Raw genomic sequence first — 18,497 nt, 5'->3', positions numbered from 1 at the left:
ACCAATGGTTATCACGGAGGGTCTTGGACGCGCGAGGGAGTCCGGGAGCAGGGTCGTACGTACAGGCCCCACCGACGGAGGAGAACGACATGAGCAGGGTATGGCTGATCACCGGCGCGAACAGCGGCTTCGGCCGCGCGATCACCGAAGCGGCGGTGGCCGCAGGCGACACCGTCGTCGCGACGGCCCGTCGCACCGGGACGCTGGAGGCGCTGGTCGCGCGCCACCCCGGCCAGGTCGAGGCGGTCCGGCTGGACGTCACCGACCTGGCCCGGATCGACGTGGTGGTGGCGGACGTCGCCGCCCGGCACGGCCGTATCGATGTCCTCGTCAACAACGCGGGCCGGACCCATGTCGGCGCCCTGGAGGAGACGACGGACGCGGAGCTGCGCTCGCTCTTCGAGGTACATGTCTTCGGCCCGGCGGCACTGACCCGCGCCGTACTCCCCCATATGCGGGCCCGCCGCTCGGGCGCGATCGTGCAGCTCAGCAGCATGGGCGGCCAGATGTCCTTCGCGGGGTTCTCGGGCTACAGCGCCACCAAGTTCGCCCTGGAGGGCATGTCCGAGGCGCTGGCCTCCGAGGTCGGGCCGCTCGGCATCAAGGTGCTGGTGGTGGAACCGGGGGCGTTCCGCACGGGGCTGTTCGGCGGCAAGAGCGTGAGCGCGGAGATCGACGCGTACGCGGACACGGTGGGCCCGACACGGCACATGGCCGAGACGGCGGACGGCACACAGCCGGGCGACCCGGCGAAGGCCGCCGCCGCGATCCTCACCGCGCTGGCCGCCGAAACGACGCCGCTGCGACTGCCCCTCGGCCCGGACGCGGTCGACGCGGTGACCGGCCATCTGGACTCCGTCCGGGCGGAGATCGCGACTTGGGAGAAGGTGGCCCGGGGCACGTCGTTCGACAACTGAGCCGCGCCGTCGCGGTGTTGGGACCTGACGGGTCTACGCCGCCGGGCGGCCGGAAGCGCGCATCACAGGTCCGCCGCGTCGATCCAGCAGATCACCGCCACACGGTCCGGCGCCTGGTCGGTGGCCTCGGCAGCCAGCAGGGCCCAGTCCCGGCAGTCGGCGACGATCCGAGGCCAGGGGTCCCGGCGGTCGACGGCCCAGTCGATGCCTTGGTCGAGCCAGCCATGTGCCGAACCGTCGGCGTCGACCCGCCATAGCGAGAAGTGGAGCACGGCCTGCCCGTGGTCGGCGAGATCTTGGACCGCCTCGCCGAGATGGATCGTCGGCCAGACGAGTCCCAGCCCCTCAACCGGGCGGCGCAGCGCGGCAGTTCGCGGTGGGAGTACGACGTCACGGGCGCCCAGGTCGTTGAGCGCCGAGCGCAGGGCCACGCCCTCGCTGTGGTCGGGCGCCTCACCGGAGCGGCGGAAGGCCTCGTAGGTCTGTCGCAGACATGGCACGGCCCGCCGGATCTCCAGTTCGGCCAAGGCGTCGGCGGCCCACTGTCTGACCACCGTGTTGTCGCTGCCCAGCATGCCGATCAGTACGTCCCCCGGACGCGGATCTCCGAGGGCACGGAAGATCTCGATGGCACAGAGCTGTCCGAACGAGCCGAACCCCGGTGCGGCGAGGATCAGTTGATCCAGCACTTGCGGCCCCATGGCGATCAGCGCGTGCTGCGCGTCCTCGGCCACCTCGCCCGAAGCCGCGTCCAGTTCGCCGACCCTCAGGGCGATCACATTCTCCACGTACGCAGTCTGTCCCGGACCTGGTCCGAACGGCCATGCGATATACGGCTTCGGCGCTCCCCGGCCCCCTGCCGATGACAGGAAGGCGTGAGCGTCGTCCCATTATCACCGCGCTGTTATATTAGCGCTGTGACATCTTCCGACCCCACCGCGCTGCCCGACCCCTGGCAGCCGCTGCACACGTTGCTCGCCGCCATGGACGCCGAGATCGAGCAGGTCTACGTCGCGCGTGGCATCGAGGGCGTGCGGCCGCGGTTCGCCTATCCGCTGATCCGGCTCGCCCACAGCGGACCGCTGACCATCCGTGAGCTGGCGGAGTCCCTGAACCGCTCGCACTCCGCCATCAGCCAGACCCTCACCGCCATGCGCAAGGAGGATCTGGTCACCTCCGAGCCGGGGCCCGACGCCCGTACCCGGCGGATCGATCTGACGGAGCGCGGCCGGTCGCTCGTACCGTTCCTGGAAGCCGAGTGGCGCGCCACCCATGCGTCCGTCGCCGAGCTGGACGACGAGGTCCCGTACGCGCTGACCGCCGTGGTCGAGGAGCTGCGGCGGGCTCTCGACCGCCGGTCGATGCGACAGCGGATCCTCGACCATCTTGTCGAGCCGCGGTGAAGGCGCGCGGCCAGTTCCTCGACACCCGCCCGCTGCGTAGCAGTCGGCCGTTCCGGGATCTGTGGATCGGCTCGCTGGCCTCCCAACTCGGCGGCCAGATAGCCACGGTGGCGGTGCTCGCGCAGGTCTGGGAACTGACCCGCAGTCCGGTGGGCACCGGTGCCATCGGGCTCGTCTCCGGTCTGGCGACACTGCTCTTCGGGCTGCTCGGCGGCACGTTGGCGGACTCCGTCGACCGCCGAACGGTCGTACGGGCCACCACCGGCGGCCAGTTGCTGGCCGCCGCGGGGCTGTGCGCCCAGGCTCTCTCGGACAACCGGGACGTCGTGCTGCTGCTCGCCCTGGTCGCCGCCAGGGCCGCCTGTGGCGCGCTCGGCGCGCCTGCCCGGCGTACGTTCCCGGTCCGGCTGCTGCCTGCCGACCAGGTCGCGGCCGGGCTCGCGCTGACCAACATCGCCTTCCAGGCGGCGATGCTGGCCGGGCCGGCGCTGGCCGGGCTGATCATCGCCCGCTGGGACTTCCCCGCCGCGTACGCCGCGCAGGCCGTGGCAGTCGTGATCTCGATGCTCGGGGTGATCCGCCTCCCACCCATGCGCCCCGAGGGCGCCGGCGCGACCGGCAGGCGCAGACCGCAGCGCGGCGGCTGGCGGATCGTCCTGCGCCGTCCGACGCTGTGGGGGGTGCTGGCCACCGACCTGTCCGCGACACTGCTCGCCATGCCGGTCGCGCTCTTCCCGCTGGTCAACGAGGCCCGTTTCGGCGGCGACCCACGCACCCTGGGTCTGTTCCTGTCGGCCGTGGCGGTCGGCGGGATCGCGGCCGGGCTGCTCTCCGGCACGGTGACGCGGCGGCGCGGCGCCGGCCGCGTCCAACTGGCCGCGGCCGGCGTCTGGGGCCTGGCACTGGCCGGCTTCGGCCTGGCCGGGCCGCTGTGGCTGGCGCTCGGCTGTCTGGCCGTGGCCGGGGCCGCCGACACCGTGTCCGTGATCACCCGCAGCGCGCTGATCCAGTTGGAGACCCCGGACGCGTTCCGGGGGCGGGTCTCCTCCGTGGAACACGCCATCGGCGTCGCGGGCCCCGAGCTCGGCAACTTCCGCGGAGGTCTGGTCGCGTCGGTGACCTCCGCTCCCTTCTCGCTGGTCACCGGCGGCCTGTCCGCCGCACTCATGATCGCGGTCGTGGCCGCCGTCAACGCCCCACTGCGCGGCTACCGCACACCGTCTCCCGCACCGCCCTCGCCACCCGCGCCACTCACCACCGAACCGACCTCGGGCCTGCAGGCGTGAGACCCGGCCGCGACGGCGGATCTACCGTCCGGCGGCCAGGCTCCCGCTGCGCGTGAGTTTCGCGTACCAGTGGGCGCTGGCCTTGGGGATGCGCCGCTGGGTGGCGTAGTCGACGTACACCGCGCCGAAGCGCCTGCTGTAGCCGTAGCCCCACTCGTAATTGTCGAGCAGCGACCACAGGAAGTAGCCCCGTACGTCGGCTCCCGACTCGATGGCACTGTGTACGGCGGCGAGGTGGTCCCGCAGATAGTCGATCCGCTCCGGATCGTGGACCTCGCCGTCGGGGTTGGCGTAGTCGTCGAACGCCGCACCGTTCTCGGTGATCATCAGCGGCAGTTCCGGGTGGTCCCGGCGTACCCGCATCAGCAGCTCGTACAGGCCCTGCGGGTCGATCGTCCAGCCCATGGCGGTCCGGGGTCCCGCCGTCTGGTGGAAGGCGACATCGTCGGCGGCCGGCCAGGGGCTGTGGTCGCTCACGCCGTGTCCGTCCGAGCGGTGGGCGGGCGGTCCCTCGTGGTGGGAGACGAGCGTCGGCGAGTAGTAGTTGACGCCGAGGAAGTCCAGCGGCCTGTTGATGAGCGCGGTGTCGCCGTCCTGGACGAAGGACCAGTCGGTGAGCGACGAGGTGTCGGCCACGACGTCCTCGGGATAGGCGCCGTCCAGCATGGGGCCCGTGAAGATCCGGTTGGCGAGGCCGTCGATCCGGCGGGCCGCGTCGCTGTCCGCCGCGCTGTCGGTCAGGGGCCGTACGTGATGGAGGTTGAGCGTGACGGACAGCCGCGCGTCCGCAGGGAGCCGGTCGCGCAACGCCTGGACCGCGAGGCCGTGGCCGAGGTTGAGGTGATGGGCGGCGCGCAGGGCGTCGACGGGGTCGGTACGGCCGGGGGCGTGGACCCCGGAGCCGTAGCCGAGGAACGCGCTGCACCAGGGCTCGTTCAGCGTCGTCCACGTCTTGACGCGGTCGCCGAGCGCGTCGGCGACGAGGGCCGCGTACTCCGCGAACCGTTCCGCCGTACGGCGTTCGGGCCAGCCGCCCGTCTCTTCCAGATGCTGCGGAAGGTCCCAGTGGTAGAGGGTGACGACCGGTTCGATGCCCTTGGCGAGGAGGTCGTCGGTGAGTCGGCGGTAGAAGTCGAGCCCTTCTTGGGAGGCAGGGCCGCTGCCGGTGGGCTGTACGCGTGGCCAGGAGACCGAGAAGCGGTAGGCGCCGACGCCGAGGTCGGACATGAGGGCGGTGTCCTCGCGCCAGCGGTGGTAGTGGTCGGCGGCGATGTCGCCGGTGTCGCCGTTGCGGACCTTGCCGGGGGTGCGGGAGTAGACGTCCCAGATGGAGGGGGTGCGGCCGGCTTCCCGTGCGGCGCCTTCGATCTGGTAGGCGGCTGTCGCGGTGCCCCAGAGGAACTCGGGCGGAAAGACTCGTACGGAGGGGGATGTGGCCACGAGGGTCCCTTTCAGGAGTTGAACTGTGTGCCGTGTGCTGTGTGTTGCGCATGGGGAGGCGTGAGCGGCGCCGGGAGCTCTCAAGGCCGGCGGGTCAGCCCTTGACCGCGCCCTGCATGATCCCGCCGACTATCTGGCGGCCGAAGACGATGAACATCACCAACAGCGGCAGGGTGCCGAGCAGCGCGCCCGCCATGATCACGGACTGGTCGCGCACATAGCCCGCGCTGAGCTGGGTGAGGGCGACGGGAACCGTGGGGTTGGTCATGTCGAGCGCGATGAACGGCCAGAAGAAGTCGTTCCACGCGTGCACGAACGTGATCATGAAGAGAACGGCCATGGGCGGCCGGGCGATCGGCAGCACGATGCTCCAGAAGATACGGAGCGAGTGCGCGCCGTCCAGGCGCCCCGCCTCGATGAGTTCGTCGGGCAGCGCCTCCTTGAGGTACTGCCGCATGAAGAACACGCCGACCGCGCTGACCAGCGTCGGGAAGATGACCGACGGAAGCGTCTGCCCCCAGCCCAGCTCGGCCATCATCATGAACAGCGGTACGACTCCGAGCTGCGGCGGCACCATCATCGTCCCGATGACCAGCAGCAGAAGGAGATTGCGCCCCCGGAAGCGCAGCTTGGCGAAGGCGAAGCCGGCCAGGGTGGCGAAGAAGACCGTCGACAGCGCGATGGCACCGGCGACGATCAGGCTGTTGAGCATCGCCTTGCCCATCGCGGCGTCCTGCCAGGCGATCCCGAGGTTCTTGAGGAGATTCGGGCCCGGCAGGAACGGCGGCGGGGTCTGCGACACGCGGGTGTTGTCGGTGGAGGCGGCCACCACCGTCCAGTACAGCGGAAAGAGCGAGACGATCGCGGCGATGCCGAGCAGGAGATAGGCGAGCGGTCCGGCATGGTGCGTGCGGCCGGCGCCGGGGCGCAGCGCGCGGCGGATCCGCAGGCGGCCGGAGGGTGCGGGCGCCTTGGGCGCGCGGTCGTGTGCGTCCGCCCGGACGGGCGCGGTGTCGATGGTCATACGGCGGCTGCTCCCTGGTCAGGACGTGGCGGACGGCGTGGACTTGGGCTGCTTCTTCGGGGCCGTGGCAGCCCGCGAGCGGCGTGTCGCGATGCCCTTGACGACGCGCTGGAGGACGAAGACGAGCACGAGGATCAGGAACATCGCCCAGGCGATCGTCGCGGCCCGGCCCATCTGGTAGTTCTTCCAGCCCTCTTCGTAGAGGAGCAGCCCCAGCGTCTGGTACTGGTTGTCGGCGCCGCCGCTGATGCCGTTCGGCCCCTGGCCGAAGATCAGCGGCTCGCCGAAGAGCTGGGTCGCGCCGATCGTGGACAGCACGATGGTGAAGACGATCGTGGCGCTGATGCCGGGAATCGTGACCTGGCGGAACTGCTGCCAGCGTGACGCGCCGTCGATGGCCGCCGCCTCGTACAGGTCCCTTGGTATTGCCTGCATCGCCGCCAGATAGAGCAGCGCGTTGTAGCCGGTCCAGCGCCAGATGACGATGGCGGAGATGGCGAACTGGGCGGGCCATTTCTGGTTCTCCCAGTCGACGTTCTCGATCCCGAAGAAGCTCAGTCCCCAGTTGATCATGCCGAAGTCACGCTCGAAGAGCATGGTGAAGACGAGCGCGGCGGCGGCGATGGAGGTGGCGTACGGGGTGAGTACGGCGACCCGGAAGAACGTCGAGCCACGAAGCCGGTAGTTGAGGAGATGGGCGAGGACCAGTGCCATCAGGAGCTGCGGGACGGTGGAGATGACGCCGATGGTGAAGGTGTTGGTCAGCGCGTTCCAGAACCGGTCGTCGTCGATGAGTTCGGTGAAGTTGGCGAGTCCTCGCCACTCCATCGTGTCCAGGGTGGACAGCTCGACGCGGTGCAGCGAGATCCAGAAGGTGTAGATGAGCGGGTAGAGGCCGAAGGCCCCGAAGATGAGGAAGAACGGGGCGATGAAGGCGTACGGCACCGCGCGCACGTCCAGCCGGTGCAGGATGTTGCGTCGCGACTGGCCGGCGGCTGCGTCGCGGCCGGCGCCGCCCTTCCCGCCGGAGCCGTCCGGGGTCGGGTGCGGCTGCCCGTCGGTGCGGGCTGCCGGGGTGGAGGTGGCCACGCGGGCGTCCTTCCTTGAGGTCTGGGTCTGTGGGAGCGGTTCCGTGGAATCCGTGGAATCCGTGGAACAGGCTTACGCAGGACGGGGATACGCGGGACGGGGGCTACGCGGGGGGGGCGCGTCCCGGCGGCCGGGCCGGTCAGGTGACACCGGCCGCCGGGACCGCCCCGCCGGTCAGCGCGTGGCCTTCTCGATGCGCTCGTCCGTCGTCTTCCACGCCGCGTCCGCGCTCTTGCCCTGTGCCTCGATCAGCTGGAGACCGGCCGAGAACGCGTCCTTGATCGTGCCGTCCTTGCGCCCGAGGACCTGCTCGTCCGGGATCTCCTTCGCCGCGTCGCCGAAGATCTGGCCGATCGGCGCGTCACTGAAGTACGCGGACTTGCCGTTGGCGACGGCCGGCATGTCCAGCGCGGTCTTCGAGGACGGGAAGTTGCCGAGCTTCTCGAAGATGTACGCCTGCTGCTCGGGCGCGGTCAGCCAGGCGACGAGATCGGACGCCTCCTTCTTCACGGGGCTGTTCTCCATCACCCCGAGGAACGCACCGCCCCAGTTGGCGCCCTTGGGCGCCTTGGCCACGTCCCACTTGCCCTTGTTCGCCGGTCCCGCCTTCTCGCTGATGTGCGAGAGCATCCACGCGGGACAGACCGCCGTGGCGAACGTGCCGTTGGCCAGTCCCGGGTCCCAGCCCGGCTGGAACTGCCGCAGTTTGGCGGTCAGTCCGGACTCCGCGGCGTCGGCAGCGAGCGCCCAGGCGTCCTTGACCACGGGGTTGTCCTGGTAGATGAGCTTGCCGCTCTTGTCGTAGAACTGCTGCTCGTCGCCGTAGATCATCGCGTTGAACAGACCGCTCGAACTGTCCATGAAGGCCAGCTTCTTGTTCTTGGTCCCGCTCTTGAAGTCCCGCCCGACGTCGACGTACTTGGACCAGTCGCCCGCCCACAGCTTCTCGACCTCGGCACGCTCGGTCGGCAGTCCGGCCTGCTCGAACAGGTCCTTGCGGTAGCAGACGGCCATCGGGCCGATGTCCGTGCCCAGTCCCAGAAGCTTGCCGTCGTCCGTGGTGACCTGGCTCGACTTCCACGGCAGGTAGTGGTCGAGACCGGGCGTCTTGGACAGGTCGGCGAACTTGCCCGACTGGGTGTCGACCAGTTCCTTCGCCCGGCCTATCTCTATGCCCTGGATGTCCTTGAGGCCGCTGCCCGCGGCCAGGTGCGTCTGGAGCGCCGTGTAGTACGTCTGCTCGTCGCCGGACACGTCGGCCTCGATGACGATGTCGGGATTCTCCTCCATGTACCGGTCGAGGAGCCCCGACTCCTTGAACCCCATGACGCCGAACATCCCCATGCTGACGACAGTCTTGCCGTCCTTCGTCTTCGCCTTGCCCGTGTCGCCACCGCCTCCGCAGCCGGCGACGAGCACGAGGGACAGACCGGCCGCGGTGACGGCGGCGAGGGTCGGGAAGCGGGACGGGAAGCGGGACGGGAAGCGGGACGGACGAGCAGAGAAAATGGATCCGAAGCGATGACGGGCGGTGCCCATGTGCTTCCTCCTTGCGGGGCGCTCGACGCGCCGAAAAGTGACTCGATGAACACACCGGACGCGGGCCCGTCATCCGGTGAACGGGAGAATGGGAGCGCTCCCAGTCGGTTGTGGAAGACTCTGCGGAGAACGTCGCACCGTGTCAAGAGTTGAAGACATTTCCGTTGCCCGGAGATGTCCGGCGCCGAGCGGGACGGAGCGGTGCCTCGCGGGTCAAGTGCCCTGCGCAGGCGGTAACCGGGCCGTCCTCCGGGGCAGAGATCAGGAGAAGCGATGAGCAGCCCCAAACACCAAGGTCAGCGGCCAACTCTTGAAGCCGTCGCCGAGCTGGCGGGGGTGGGGCGCGGGACGGTTTCGCGGGTCGTCAACGGTGCGCCCGGCGTCAGCGCGAAGGCCCGCGCCGCTGTCGAGACGGCCATCACGCAGCTGAACTACATACCCAACCCGGCGGCGCGGAGCCTCGTCACGAGCCGGACGGACTGCGTCGCGCTGGTGATCCCCGAGTCGGAGAGCCGGCTGGCGGCGGAGCCGTACTTCTCCGCCGTGATCCGTGGCGTGAGTACGGAACTGGCGGACACCGAGATGCAGTTGCTGCTCATCCTGGTACGCGACCGGCGCGAGCTGGACCGGCTGACGCGCTTCGCGGCGGCGCGCCGGGTGGACGGCGTTCTGCTGGTGTCGATCCACGACGACGACCCGCTGCCCGGCCTGCTCGAAGAGATGCGGATGCCGACCGTCCTGGCGGGCCGGCGCTCGCCCGACGAGTCCCTGAGCCATGTCCACTCCGACAACGTCGGGGGCGCCGCGACAGCCGTACGACACCTGATCGACGCCGGGCGCACCACGATCGCGACGATCACCGGGCCGCTCGACATGGACGTCGGCAACAGCAGGCTCCGGGGCTGGCGCGAGGCCCTGGCCGAACGGGGCACGGCGGTGGACGAACGCCTCGTCGCGGTCTCGGACTTCACCGAGGAGGGCGGGCGTACGGCGATGCGCGACCTGCTCGACCGCGCCCCCGCCATCGACGCCGTCTTCGCCGCGTCGGACGTCATGGCGGTGGGGGCGCTGGCCGAACTGCGCGCGCGGGGGCGGCGGGTGCCCGACGACGTGGCGGTGATCGGCTTCGACGACTCGGTCATCGCCCGGCATACGACACCGGCACTGACCAGCGTGCGGCAGCCCATCGAGGCGATCGGGCGCTCGATCACGAGGCTGCTCCTGGCCGAGATCGCCGAGCCCGCGACGGCTCACCAGCAGCTCGTGCTACCCACGACGTTGGTGGTGCGCGACTCGACGTGAGACCGGGCTCGACGTGAGAGCGCGGCTCGGGAGCGGATGCGGCTCGGGAGCGTGCGCGAGCCGGCCCGGGGCGGCCTCCGGCCCGGAAACCCGGTTGCCGCCGGTCGGCGCCGCTGACAAGGTCTGCGCGATGCCTACCTACTCCGCACCTGACGACACACGACTCGCCTATCACGTATTCGGTGAGGGCCCTCCCCTGATCTGCCTGCCCGGCGGGCCCATGCAGTCCTCCGACTACCTCGGCGAGTTGGGCGGCCTCTCGGCGCACCGACAGCTGATCATGCTGGATCCCCGCGGCACCGGCGGCTCCGCCGTGCCGGGGGACCCGGCGTCGTACCGCTGCGACCGGCTCGTCGAGGACATCGACGCGCTGCGCGGGCATCTCGGTCTCGACCGGATGGACCTGCTCGGTCACTCCAGCGGGGTGAATCTGGCGGCGCTGTACGTGGCCCGCCACCCGGAGCGCGTCGGCAGGCTCGCGTTGATCACGCCGAGTGTCTGGGCGGTCGGTATCCCGATCCCGGGGGAAGTGCGGCGGAAGACGGTACGGGCCCGGCACGCCGAGCCGTGGTTCCCGGCGGCGTACGCGGCGCTGGAGGCGATCACCGAGGGCCGTGCCACCGCCGACACCTGGCAGGCCATCACACCGTTCTCCTACGGCCGTTGGGACGAGGAGGCCCAGGCCTTCGAGTCCGCCGGGGAGGCGCAGCGCAACGACGAGGCGGCGGGCGTGTTCGCCGGGGAAGGCGCCTTCGACCCGGACGCCACACGCGCGGCGCTCGGCCGATTCGAGGGGCCGGTGCTGCTGCTCGCGGGCGAGGTCGATCCCGGAGCCCCGCCGGTCACCGTGACCGAGTTCGCCGGGCTGTTCCCGAACGCCGAACTCGTCGTCCAGCCCGGCGCCGGGCACTTCCCGTGGCGTGACGACCCCGACCGGTTCGTGGCGGCCACGGCGGAGTTCCTGGCCTGAACGGCCGCCGGGCGGTGGGGAGTCACGCCTGATCGACGTCCCTCACCCCACCCCGCGTCCTACGCGGCGTCCGGGATCAGCACGACCTTTCCCGTCACCGTGCTGGACTCGGCCAGGCTCATCGCGTCGGCGGCCTGCGACAGCGGCAGACGCGCGGCGACCTGCGGCTTGATCTTCCCGTCGGCGAGCAGGGTCAGCACCTCGGTGAGGTCGGCGGCGAGCTTCGCCTGGAAGACGGCGGCGCGCCGCTTGCCCGCCCAGATGTTGAAGAAGTGGGCGCTCTTGCCGTTGGGCAGCGCGTTCCAGAGCTGGAGCCGGCCGATGAGCTTCAGGACCGGCAGCTTGGACGAGCCCGCCGCGTCGCGGGTCGAGGCCGTGCCGTACGACACGAGTGTCCCGCCGGGAGCGAGGAGCCCGAACGACGCGACGATGCCGTCACCGCCGATGTGGTCGAAGACCGCGTCCACACCGTTCGGGGCGATCTTCCGGACCTCCGCGGTGAGGTCGGGCGTGCGGTAGTCGATCGGGATGGCGCCCAGCTCCCGGACGGTCTCCTGGTGCCGGGCGGACGCCGTCCCGATGACACGGGCGCCCGCGCGGCGGGCGAGCTGGACGAGGGTGGATCCGACGCCGCCGTTGGCGCCGAGTACGAGCACGGTCTGGCCGGACTTCACGTCGGCAACGCGGTGCAGCATCTGCATCGCGGTGATGCCGTTCACCACCAGGGTCTCGGCCTCGGCCGCGTCGACACCGGCCGGTACCTCGACCAGTTCGGCCGCCGGTACGAGCAGGTGGCTGGCCCAGCCGCCGGTCTTGGTGAGCACGGCGAACCGGCGCCCGACGAGCGACGCGTCCCCGCCGGTCCCGACCGCCGCGACGGTGCCCACGACGTCGTAGCCGGGGGTGAAGGGGTACGGCGGCTGGTCGTAGTACTTACCGCGCCGCATCTGCTGCTCGGCGAAGGAGACGCCGGACGCCTCCATCACGAGGAGGACCTGGCCGGGGCCGGGGGCGGGCACGGGCTGCTGCCGCACCTGAAGTCCGGCCGGCTCGACGATGCCGGGCAGGACGACCTCGGTCATCACCGCCCGGTCGTTGGCCTGTCGCAGATCGCTCATGGCACTCACCCCTTCAATGTTCTTCTCGCTTGAGTTAGAAGCTATAACTAGAGTGTCAGTCCATTGCGTGGCGATGTCAAGCGGGGACTCCGCGGGCGGGTGAGGGTCGTCCCGGAACCGGGCGGGTGAAGGCGGGGCCGGAACCGGGCAGGGAGAGGCGCGCGTCCGTCCGGACATGCGCAAGATCACGAACGCCGGCGAAGGCCCCGGCACACCCATGACCGCGACAGCGACGCGCTACCTCTACCTGGCGCGGCACGGTGAAGCCTCGGAGGACGAGAGCGACCTGACCGAGAACGGCCGGCGTCAGGCCGTACTGCTCGGTGAGCGGCTACGGGGCAGCCCGCTTTCGGTGATCCGGCACGGACCACTGCCGAGGGCGGCGCGTACGGCCCGCCTGATCCACGACCAACTGGACGGCGTGGAGCGCGAGTTGTCCGACCTGGCCGGCGACTACATCCCGTACGTGCCGCACGAACACGAGCTGCCCCCGGACCACGCGGGCACGATGCTGGAGCGTCTGGCGGGGTTCCCCGCCGAAGATCGTGAACGGGGACCGGAGTTGGCGCGGGAGGCGCTCGCGCGGTTCACCGGGCCGGTGGAGGGTGACGAGCAACGCCACGAGCTGGTGGTGACGCACAACTTCCTCATCGGCTGGCTCGTACGGGACGCCCTCGACGCCCCACCCTGGCGCTGGATGGGGCTCAATCACTGCAACGCGGCGCTGACCGTCATCCGTTACGCGCCGGACCGGCCGTCATCCGTGCTGCTCTACAACGACATGGGGCATCTGCCGGCCGAGCTGCGCTGGACGGGCTTCCCGGCTCAGCCGCACCCCTGATCCCGCCCTCGGGTCCTTGGTGTCATATCCCGACCCCGACATGCCTCAGCACATCGTCCGCCAGCTCCGCCGTCGGCCGCTCGCCGTCCAGAAGGACGGTCCCGGCGGGCATCGTGTCCGCCGCCGCCACACAGCGCGGGACCCGCTCCATGACCCACCGGCGGGCGGCGGCGTTGCGCTCGGGATTCCCCGGTGCGACGTCGCGGGTGTCGACGCGGCGCTCCAGCTCGGTCGCCGAGACCTTGAGGAAGAAGTGGTGCACGGTGACATCGGCCGCCGCGAACGCGCCGAAGACCTCGCTCACGTAGAGCGGGTCGACCAGCGTCATCGGCGCCAGGACCGGGCGCTCGTACTCCTCAAGCAGCCCCAGCGCCAGCGAGACCAACTGGCGCCGCCACAGGCGCAGATCCTGGAAGTCGCCGGTCGGGACATCCACGATGTCCCGCAGGACCATGCCGACCTGCTCCGGGTCGTACACGAGCGCGTCGGGCCAGCGGCTGTGCAGTTCGGCGACCAGAGTCGTCTTGCCCGCGCCGAAGGAGCCGTTCACCCAGACGATCATGCTGTTCTCTCCTCTTCGATGCCGATGCCGATGCCGATCGCCGTGATCCGGTCGAGCACGGACGTGTAGACGGATCGCCTGTCGGGGCGTGCGTGGTCGGCCGTGTGCCGGAGCGCGGGGACCGCGCGCGGGCCCAGGCGCAGCAGACCCTCCACCGCCGCGCCGCGCACGACCGGGTGGGGATGGTCGAGCAGGGCGACGATCGCGGGGACGGCGGGCTCCCAGCCGGCGTGGGTGAGTGTCCGGACGGCCGAACGCACCACGTCCGGCTGCGGGTCTCCCAGCAGCGCCGACGTGTGGTGCAGATAGGTCGACCGGTCGAACAGCGCTCGGGAGGTCCGGAGGGCGTGGAGACGGACGCGAGGCCGGGGGTGGTGCAGCAACTCGCCTATCAGCGCCGTCAGTTCGGGGTCGTCGGGGGTCGGGGTCGCCTTCGCGGCGGGGTGTTCCTCGGTGAGACGGGTGAGCGCCCGGCGGATCTGATCGGGGCTGCCGGTACGGGCCAGGTGCAGCAGGTCCTGGCGGGACGGCCCGCCTGGGTCTCCCGTCGGCTCTGCCAACCGCCCTCGCGTGTCTGCGTGTTGATGCCCGGTGGCCGGGTCGCGCAGTGGCCCGTCGACCAGGAGAAGGCTGTCGGCGACGCGGTCGCGACCGTCGGCGCGCAGTCGGCGGCAGATTTCCGTGAGCGCGGGGGTGCGGAGCAGCGTACGGCCGGCGAGCAGGTCGAGGAATCCCCACGCGCCCGCCGCTGTGCGTTCTCCGAGGATCACGGCGAGCGTATCCGCCGGGACGGCGTTCAGGACGGGACGAACAGCCTCGGGAGCCTGCTGCCACCACTCCAGGATGAGGGGTACGAGCGGTTCCAGGGCGGCCGGGTCGAGCCGTACCGCCACCCGGGCCAGCCGGTCGTACCGGATCTCGTCGCTGTGCGGCTCCGCCCCTCCCAGTGCGGCGAGCACACCGGCCGGGACGGCGTCGGCCGGGATGTCGACGTCGACACGGCCGTGGAGGTACGCGCCCAGTACCGCCGAACGGACGTCGGGATCGGGCCACTTGAGGAGCGCGAGAGCGGCGGTACGGCGCCGGTCCGGGTCGGGTGCGTCGAGCATGTCCAGCAGACGGGCGCGCAGGGCCGCCGAACGTGGCTGGTCCAGGTCGTCCGCGCGGACCGTCCGGTCGGGTGTCCGCCCGGTCGACGGGTCGGAGGAGGCGGTCTCCCCGAGGGTCCAGGGCGGCGCGTCCAGGGGCTGGAGCGCCGTCATGCGGTCGAGGAGGGCGGACCGGGTCACGGGGTCGGCGGTCGGGTAGTCGGCGGCCAACGCGGCAAGCTGGGCACGGGAGTTGGGCGTGCGGGGTGCGTCCGAAGGTGCGTCCGGGATCGCGAACGCCTCGCGGAGTACGGCTCCTTCGGAGCGCGCGGTGGGCGCCGCCGCGAGTGCCTGGTCCAGATCGGTGCGCACCAGCGCCACGCCGCAGCCGCGGAGCAGAGTCAGTGTCGGAGCGGGTGCGGTGCCGGGCAGCGCGCGTACGGCGGCGGCGACAGCCCGTTTCTCCGCCGTCGGCAGCGTGGGCGCCAGCTCGCCGAGCGCGGAAACGATGCCCCGCCCGCCCGCACCCGACATCGCCTTGTCCGTAAGGCAGCTGAGCAGGTACGGCAGGTACCGCGCGTAGGTTCTCTTCTCGTCGTCGGACAGTCGGCTCGGGCGGATCCTGACCGCCACCTCTACCAATCGCGCGCGTGTGCCGGACATGGTGTCCGGCAGCGAGTCGGCCAGGGCGAGCCAGTCCGCGTGCGCCGGTCGCAGTCCGTGCGAGGGGAGAAGCGCGGGCAGTTCCGGGCGTCCGGCGATCCGCAGCGCGATGGCGGGCTGCCAGCCGCCGGTCTCCAGCGCGTCGAAGTCGGCGAGCGCCGCCTCCTTGGGCCGCGGGCTGTCCGCGAGGCACGCACCCAGCAGTTGTCGGGCGCGTGGCTCCTCGGCGCGGTCGACGGCGGCGCGCAGTGTCGCCTCGTAGGCGGGACCGAGGATGGCCCGCAGTGCCTCGACGAGCGCGGTCCTGAACCCTGGATTGTCATGGCGGCCCAGCCAGTTGAGGAGCTGAGGTACGGCGGCCGCGGTGCCCGCGAGGGCGAGTACCCCGGCCGCGGTCTTCTTGATGTTCATGTTCGGGTGGTCGAGACAGGCGGCGACGGCGCCCGCCGCCCAGCGCGCCCGCGCGTGGCCGAGGGCGAGCAGGGCCTGTCGTACGGTCTGGATGTCGTCGGCGGTGGTGAGGGTGATGAGGCTCGCCGAGAGTGCCTGCGCGTCGTCTCCGTCGGAGTCGTTGGCGAGCAGCGCGATCACGTGTTTGCGCACGTGGGGGTCGCGGTGGCGGAGCAGCCGGTGCACGCGCGGCCGGATGTGGGGGTAGGGGATCCGGGTCAGCAGTTCGAGGAGGATCACCCGTTCGCCGTCGGTCGGCCCGGGGCGGTCGAGCAGGCCGAGCACCATGGTCGCGGCGAGTGCGTTGCCGGGCGCGTCGGCGTCGGCGGCGTCGAGCAGGCAGGACGGTCGGATCCTGCGCCGTGCGTGGAGCCGGCGCCCCAGTTCCCGTACGGCTTCGAGGACTTCCCCGGGCACGACGGGCCTGTCCGCGACCGCCGGTCCGTCCGGCTGCGAGGAGGCGGGCGGCCGATCCGTCAACATCCTTTCCCGCAGGGCCAGTTCGGCGACCACGTCCAGGAGCAGATCGGCGATGACCGGAAGGGTGCCCGCGCCGCCGTAGGCGGCCAGTCCGCACAGCGCCGCCGCCGGCTCGGCCCGGTCCACGCGGGCGCCGAGCAGGGCCAGTTCGCCTTCGTCGGGGCCGCCGAGATCGGCGGCGATACGTGGGGGCAGGTCGGCGGGGTCGAGACGTACGAGGAGGGCGCGCCGCTCCGTCATGTCCTCGGTGAGCTGCCAGAGCAGCTCAAGTGCCCTGTTCCGTAGGGCCCGCAGATGCGGTGCGATGACGCCCGCGCCGTCCGCCGCCGTGAGGCCGAGCCCGTCGCGCAACGCCGCAACGGTCGGCTGTCCCCCGATGGCCTCCAGGGTGTCGAGTGCGGCGGCGGGCTCTGTCGTCAGACGCGCCAGTACGGCCTCTTCGGCGGCCGTGTGCCGTAGTGCGCGCAGCGCGGCGAGGAACGGCCGAGGGGCCGAAGTCGCCGCGAGCGCAAGGGTGATGGCGTCGCCGATCGGGAGTTCGCCGGCGTCGCCCGTGCCCTGTCCGGCCAGCGCGACCAGTAGGTCGAGTCTGCGCGGCCAGCTCGGGTCGTCGGCGGGGGCATCGGTCAGCAGCCGGAACATGTCCTGCCGGCAGGTGAACAGGATGGTCGCGATATCGCGTGGCGCGATGGCGTGGTCGGCCAGCGCGAGGGCGACGACGGCGGGAACGTCTCGGCCGGTCACGAAGTGTCCGCGCCGGTGGAGCCCGCGCAGGCAGGCCACGGCCGGCTCGCCGAACAGCAGCGGGTCGCGCGTGGCGACAGCCGTCAGCTCGCCGATGTCGTGGCGTGTGGCGAGCGATCCGAGCAGTTCCAGGGCTCGGCGTCGCAGCCGGGGCGGCAGATCCGGGTCGTCGACGGCCTGCCGAAGTACGCCGCTGTGGCCGTGCCGGGCGAGCGTGGTGAGCGCGGCGCCGGCCACCTCGGGTCGGGCGGTGGCTGCGGCGACGGTCACGAGGGCGGACAGCCGACCGGGCGGCAGGGGCTCCAACGTCGCCCAGGGCTGGGCGAGTTCGGCCAGCGCGGCGGCGACGGTCCCGGCGTCGGCTCCGGCGTCGGCTCCGGCGTCGAGATCGAGCAGCCGCGACAGATGGTCGCCGACGAGCCGGGCAGGCAGGACTCCGGCGTGCAGCCCTTCCCGGGCCAGCCTCAACGACTCGCCCACCAACACCCGGTCGCCACTGTCCAGCAGCTCCGCGACCAGCCGGTGCGGCCGAGGGGTGTGGGCGATGCCGGTCTCCCGTACGGCCTGGTAGAGCAGTTCGCAGGCGGGCTCCCGGCGGACGGTCGTCGGGTCGTTGGCGATCTCGGCGCGCAGCCAGGCGATCTTCACGCGTACGGGGAGCCCTGCCGTACGCCATGCCGGGGCGCGACCCGCGACGGCGTACGGCTTCGGCACATGCGGTCCGAGTCGCGCGTACAGCTCCGCCAGGACGAGCGCGTCGTCCGCCGTCCAGATGTCGGCCGACGGTCCGGCGGCCAACAGGGCCGTGGGCAACAGAGCGCCGAGTCCGGCCGGTTCGCCGAGCACGGCCCGCTCTCCGAGGAGCGCCAGCCCCAGCGACCGTACGCACGCGTCCCCGTGCCGGAGCAGCCGCTCGAAGACCTCCGGCGGGCAGTCGGCGGGGTCCAGCAGCATGGACAGCCGACGGACGTCGGCCCGCCGGAGCGCGTCGTCGAGTACTTCGTCCATCGGCGTCATCGCGACCGATACTAGGCGCGGCCTCACCGGCCCCACCAGCGAGATTCGACCCGCTCAGCGGCCAGGGGAATCGGCGTGGGTATCCGAAGGCACAGGCCGCCGAACGCCGGTCGTCACCGCGTCGTGGAGCCGTCCCGCGCGACCAGTCGCCAGTCCTGGCCGTCTTCGGCGCGGACCACATCCATCAGCTGGACCACGGCGTCACGGTTGAGGGGCCCCCGGAGCTGTGCCATCCGGAATCCGGGCTGGTGGGCCATGGGCGAGTAGGCCGGCGGGGCCACCCAGTCGACCGGGACGTCGACCATGGTCTCGTCGATGACCAGGACGAGTCCATCCGTGTCCTGGTGGAAGCGCGCGATCGCCTTGAGGACCGCCGCCTCCGTCGGAGAGCAGTGGACAGTGCCGTCCTTGGCCAACGACGGCGGCGCGTACGGCCGATCGGGATCGGCCTGCCAGTTTTCCCGTACGGCGAAGTGATAGAGCATGAGGTGGTTATAGCTGCTCGGGACGGGGCCGAACGCGTCCACACCGACGCACTCACCGGATCGGACCACGCGCACGGAG

At 71.3% G+C, this 18,497-nt stretch carries 15 protein-coding genes; 6 read left to right on the top strand and 9 right to left on the bottom strand.

From position 1 onward, the window contains the following. The first annotated feature begins 89 nt into the window (after positions 1 to 89). Positions 90 to 917, top strand: a complete 828-nt coding sequence (locus ACFT9I_RS24330; RefSeq protein WP_382567405.1) for an oxidoreductase — start codon at positions 90 to 92, stop codon at positions 915 to 917. Between the two features lie 62 nt (positions 918 to 979). Here the strand turns inward: ACFT9I_RS24330 and ACFT9I_RS24325 are convergent, their stop codons facing one another. Next, positions 980 to 1,705, bottom strand: a complete 726-nt coding sequence (locus ACFT9I_RS24325; RefSeq protein WP_382567403.1) for a hypothetical protein — start codon at positions 1,703 to 1,705, stop codon at positions 980 to 982. A 129-nt stretch (positions 1,706 to 1,834) separates the two neighbouring features. Between ACFT9I_RS24325 and ACFT9I_RS24320 the strand changes: the two genes are divergently transcribed. Together ACFT9I_RS24320 and ACFT9I_RS24315 are read left to right on the top strand one after the other, a co-directional pair. Then, positions 1,835 to 2,320, top strand: a complete 486-nt coding sequence (locus ACFT9I_RS24320; RefSeq protein ID WP_382567401.1) for a MarR family winged helix-turn-helix transcriptional regulator — start codon at positions 1,835 to 1,837, stop codon at positions 2,318 to 2,320. Next, positions 2,317 to 3,606 carry an MFS transporter gene (locus ACFT9I_RS24315; RefSeq protein ID WP_382567399.1) on the top strand — a complete coding sequence of 430 codons (1,290 nt, stop codon included), beginning with the start codon at positions 2,317 to 2,319 and terminating at the stop codon, positions 3,604 to 3,606. The genes ACFT9I_RS24320 and ACFT9I_RS24315 overlap by 4 nt, the downstream gene beginning before the upstream one ends. Before the next feature lie 21 nt (positions 3,607 to 3,627). On the opposite strand, the gene ACFT9I_RS24310 is transcribed toward ACFT9I_RS24315, so the two are convergent. The 4 genes from ACFT9I_RS24310 to ACFT9I_RS24295 form a co-directional block, all read right to left on the bottom strand. Further along, a complete protein-coding gene (locus ACFT9I_RS24310) occupies positions 3,628 to 5,046 on the bottom strand; it encodes a GH1 family beta-glucosidase (protein ID WP_382567397.1) in 1,419 nt (472 codons plus the stop codon). Positions 5,047 to 5,140: 94 nt separating this feature from the next. Next, positions 5,141 to 6,070, bottom strand: coding sequence for a carbohydrate ABC transporter permease (locus tag ACFT9I_RS24305; RefSeq protein ID WP_382567395.1), 930 nt, complete (start codon positions 6,068 to 6,070; stop codon positions 5,141 to 5,143). Positions 6,071 to 6,088: 18 nt separating this feature from the next. After that, the gene (locus tag ACFT9I_RS24300; protein ID WP_382567394.1) at positions 6,089 to 7,159 is read right to left on the bottom strand and encodes a carbohydrate ABC transporter permease; all 1,071 of its coding nucleotides are present in this window, start codon (positions 7,157 to 7,159) and stop codon (positions 6,089 to 6,091) included. A gap of 174 nt (positions 7,160 to 7,333) precedes the next feature. Continuing rightward, positions 7,334 to 8,698 carry an extracellular solute-binding protein gene (locus ACFT9I_RS24295; RefSeq protein WP_382567392.1) on the bottom strand — a complete coding sequence of 455 codons (1,365 nt, stop codon included), beginning with the start codon at positions 8,696 to 8,698 and terminating at the stop codon, positions 7,334 to 7,336. 273 nt (positions 8,699 to 8,971) lie between these two features. Between ACFT9I_RS24295 and ACFT9I_RS24290 the strand changes: the two genes are divergently transcribed. Both ACFT9I_RS24290 and ACFT9I_RS24285 read left to right on the top strand, forming a co-directional pair. After that, entirely contained in the window at positions 8,972 to 10,000 is a 1,029-nt protein-coding gene (locus ACFT9I_RS24290; RefSeq protein ID WP_382567390.1) for a LacI family DNA-binding transcriptional regulator, read from the top strand. Between the two features lie 130 nt (positions 10,001 to 10,130). Continuing rightward, positions 10,131 to 10,970 (top strand): alpha/beta fold hydrolase, encoded by an 840-nt coding sequence (locus ACFT9I_RS24285; protein ID WP_382567388.1) that lies wholly within the window; start codon positions 10,131 to 10,133, stop codon positions 10,968 to 10,970. Positions 10,971 to 11,029: 59 nt separating this feature from the next. On the opposite strand, the gene ACFT9I_RS24280 is transcribed toward ACFT9I_RS24285, so the two are convergent. Further along, the gene (locus ACFT9I_RS24280) at positions 11,030 to 12,088 is read right to left on the bottom strand and encodes a medium chain dehydrogenase/reductase family protein (protein ID WP_382567386.1); all 1,059 of its coding nucleotides are present in this window, start codon (positions 12,086 to 12,088) and stop codon (positions 11,030 to 11,032) included. Positions 12,089 to 12,305: 217 nt separating this feature from the next. Between ACFT9I_RS24280 and ACFT9I_RS24275 the strand changes: the two genes are divergently transcribed. Further along, the gene (locus tag ACFT9I_RS24275; protein WP_382567461.1) at positions 12,306 to 12,929 is read left to right on the top strand and encodes a histidine phosphatase family protein; all 624 of its coding nucleotides are present in this window, start codon (positions 12,306 to 12,308) and stop codon (positions 12,927 to 12,929) included. Between the two features lie 22 nt (positions 12,930 to 12,951). Here the strand turns inward: ACFT9I_RS24275 and ACFT9I_RS24270 are convergent, their stop codons facing one another. The 3 genes from ACFT9I_RS24270 to ACFT9I_RS24260 form a co-directional block, all read right to left on the bottom strand. Next, positions 12,952 to 13,491, bottom strand: a complete 540-nt coding sequence (locus ACFT9I_RS24270) for an AAA family ATPase (protein ID WP_382567384.1) — start codon at positions 13,489 to 13,491, stop codon at positions 12,952 to 12,954. Then, the gene (locus tag ACFT9I_RS24265; RefSeq protein ID WP_382567382.1) at positions 13,488 to 17,933 is read right to left on the bottom strand and encodes a HEAT repeat domain-containing protein; all 4,446 of its coding nucleotides are present in this window, start codon (positions 17,931 to 17,933) and stop codon (positions 13,488 to 13,490) included. Before ACFT9I_RS24265 ends, ACFT9I_RS24270 begins: the two co-directional genes overlap by 4 nt. 113 nt (positions 17,934 to 18,046) lie before the next feature. Further along, a complete protein-coding gene (locus tag ACFT9I_RS24260; RefSeq protein WP_382567381.1) occupies positions 18,047 to 18,493 on the bottom strand; it encodes a DUF952 domain-containing protein in 447 nt (148 codons plus the stop codon). Positions 18,494 to 18,497: the final 4 nt, after the last annotated feature.

This window comes from Streptomyces sp. NPDC057137, from assembly GCF_042670825.1.
In the GTDB taxonomy this organism is placed as follows: Bacteria; Actinomycetota; Actinomycetes; order Streptomycetales; family Streptomycetaceae; genus Streptomyces.
The sequence above is the reverse complement of the archived record's forward strand: the minus strand, read 5'-3'. Positions and strand labels throughout refer to the sequence as shown.

Excerpts from the sequence above, each read along its gene's own strand:
- ACFT9I_RS24330 (WP_382567405.1), top strand. The coding sequence starts at position 90 with ATGAGCAGGGTATGGCTGATCACCGGCGCGAACAGCGGCTTCGGCCGC.
- ACFT9I_RS24305 (WP_382567395.1), bottom strand. The coding sequence starts at position 6,070 with ATGACCATCGACACCGCGCCCGTCCGGGCGGACGCACACGACCGCGCG.
- ACFT9I_RS24295 (WP_382567392.1), bottom strand. The coding sequence starts at position 8,698 with ATGGGCACCGCCCGTCATCGCTTCGGATCCATTTTCTCTGCTCGTCCG.
- ACFT9I_RS24290 (WP_382567390.1), top strand. The coding sequence starts at position 8,972 with ATGAGCAGCCCCAAACACCAAGGTCAGCGGCCAACTCTTGAAGCCGTC.
- ACFT9I_RS24285 (WP_382567388.1), top strand. The coding sequence starts at position 10,131 with ATGCCTACCTACTCCGCACCTGACGACACACGACTCGCCTATCACGTA.
- ACFT9I_RS24280 (WP_382567386.1), bottom strand. The coding sequence starts at position 12,088 with ATGAGCGATCTGCGACAGGCCAACGACCGGGCGGTGATGACCGAGGTC.
- ACFT9I_RS24275 (WP_382567461.1), top strand. The coding sequence starts at position 12,306 with ATGACCGCGACAGCGACGCGCTACCTCTACCTGGCGCGGCACGGTGAA.
- ACFT9I_RS24270 (WP_382567384.1), bottom strand. The coding sequence starts at position 13,491 with ATGATCGTCTGGGTGAACGGCTCCTTCGGCGCGGGCAAGACGACTCTG.
- ACFT9I_RS24265 (WP_382567382.1), bottom strand. The coding sequence starts at position 17,933 with ATGACGCCGATGGACGAAGTACTCGACGACGCGCTCCGGCGGGCCGAC.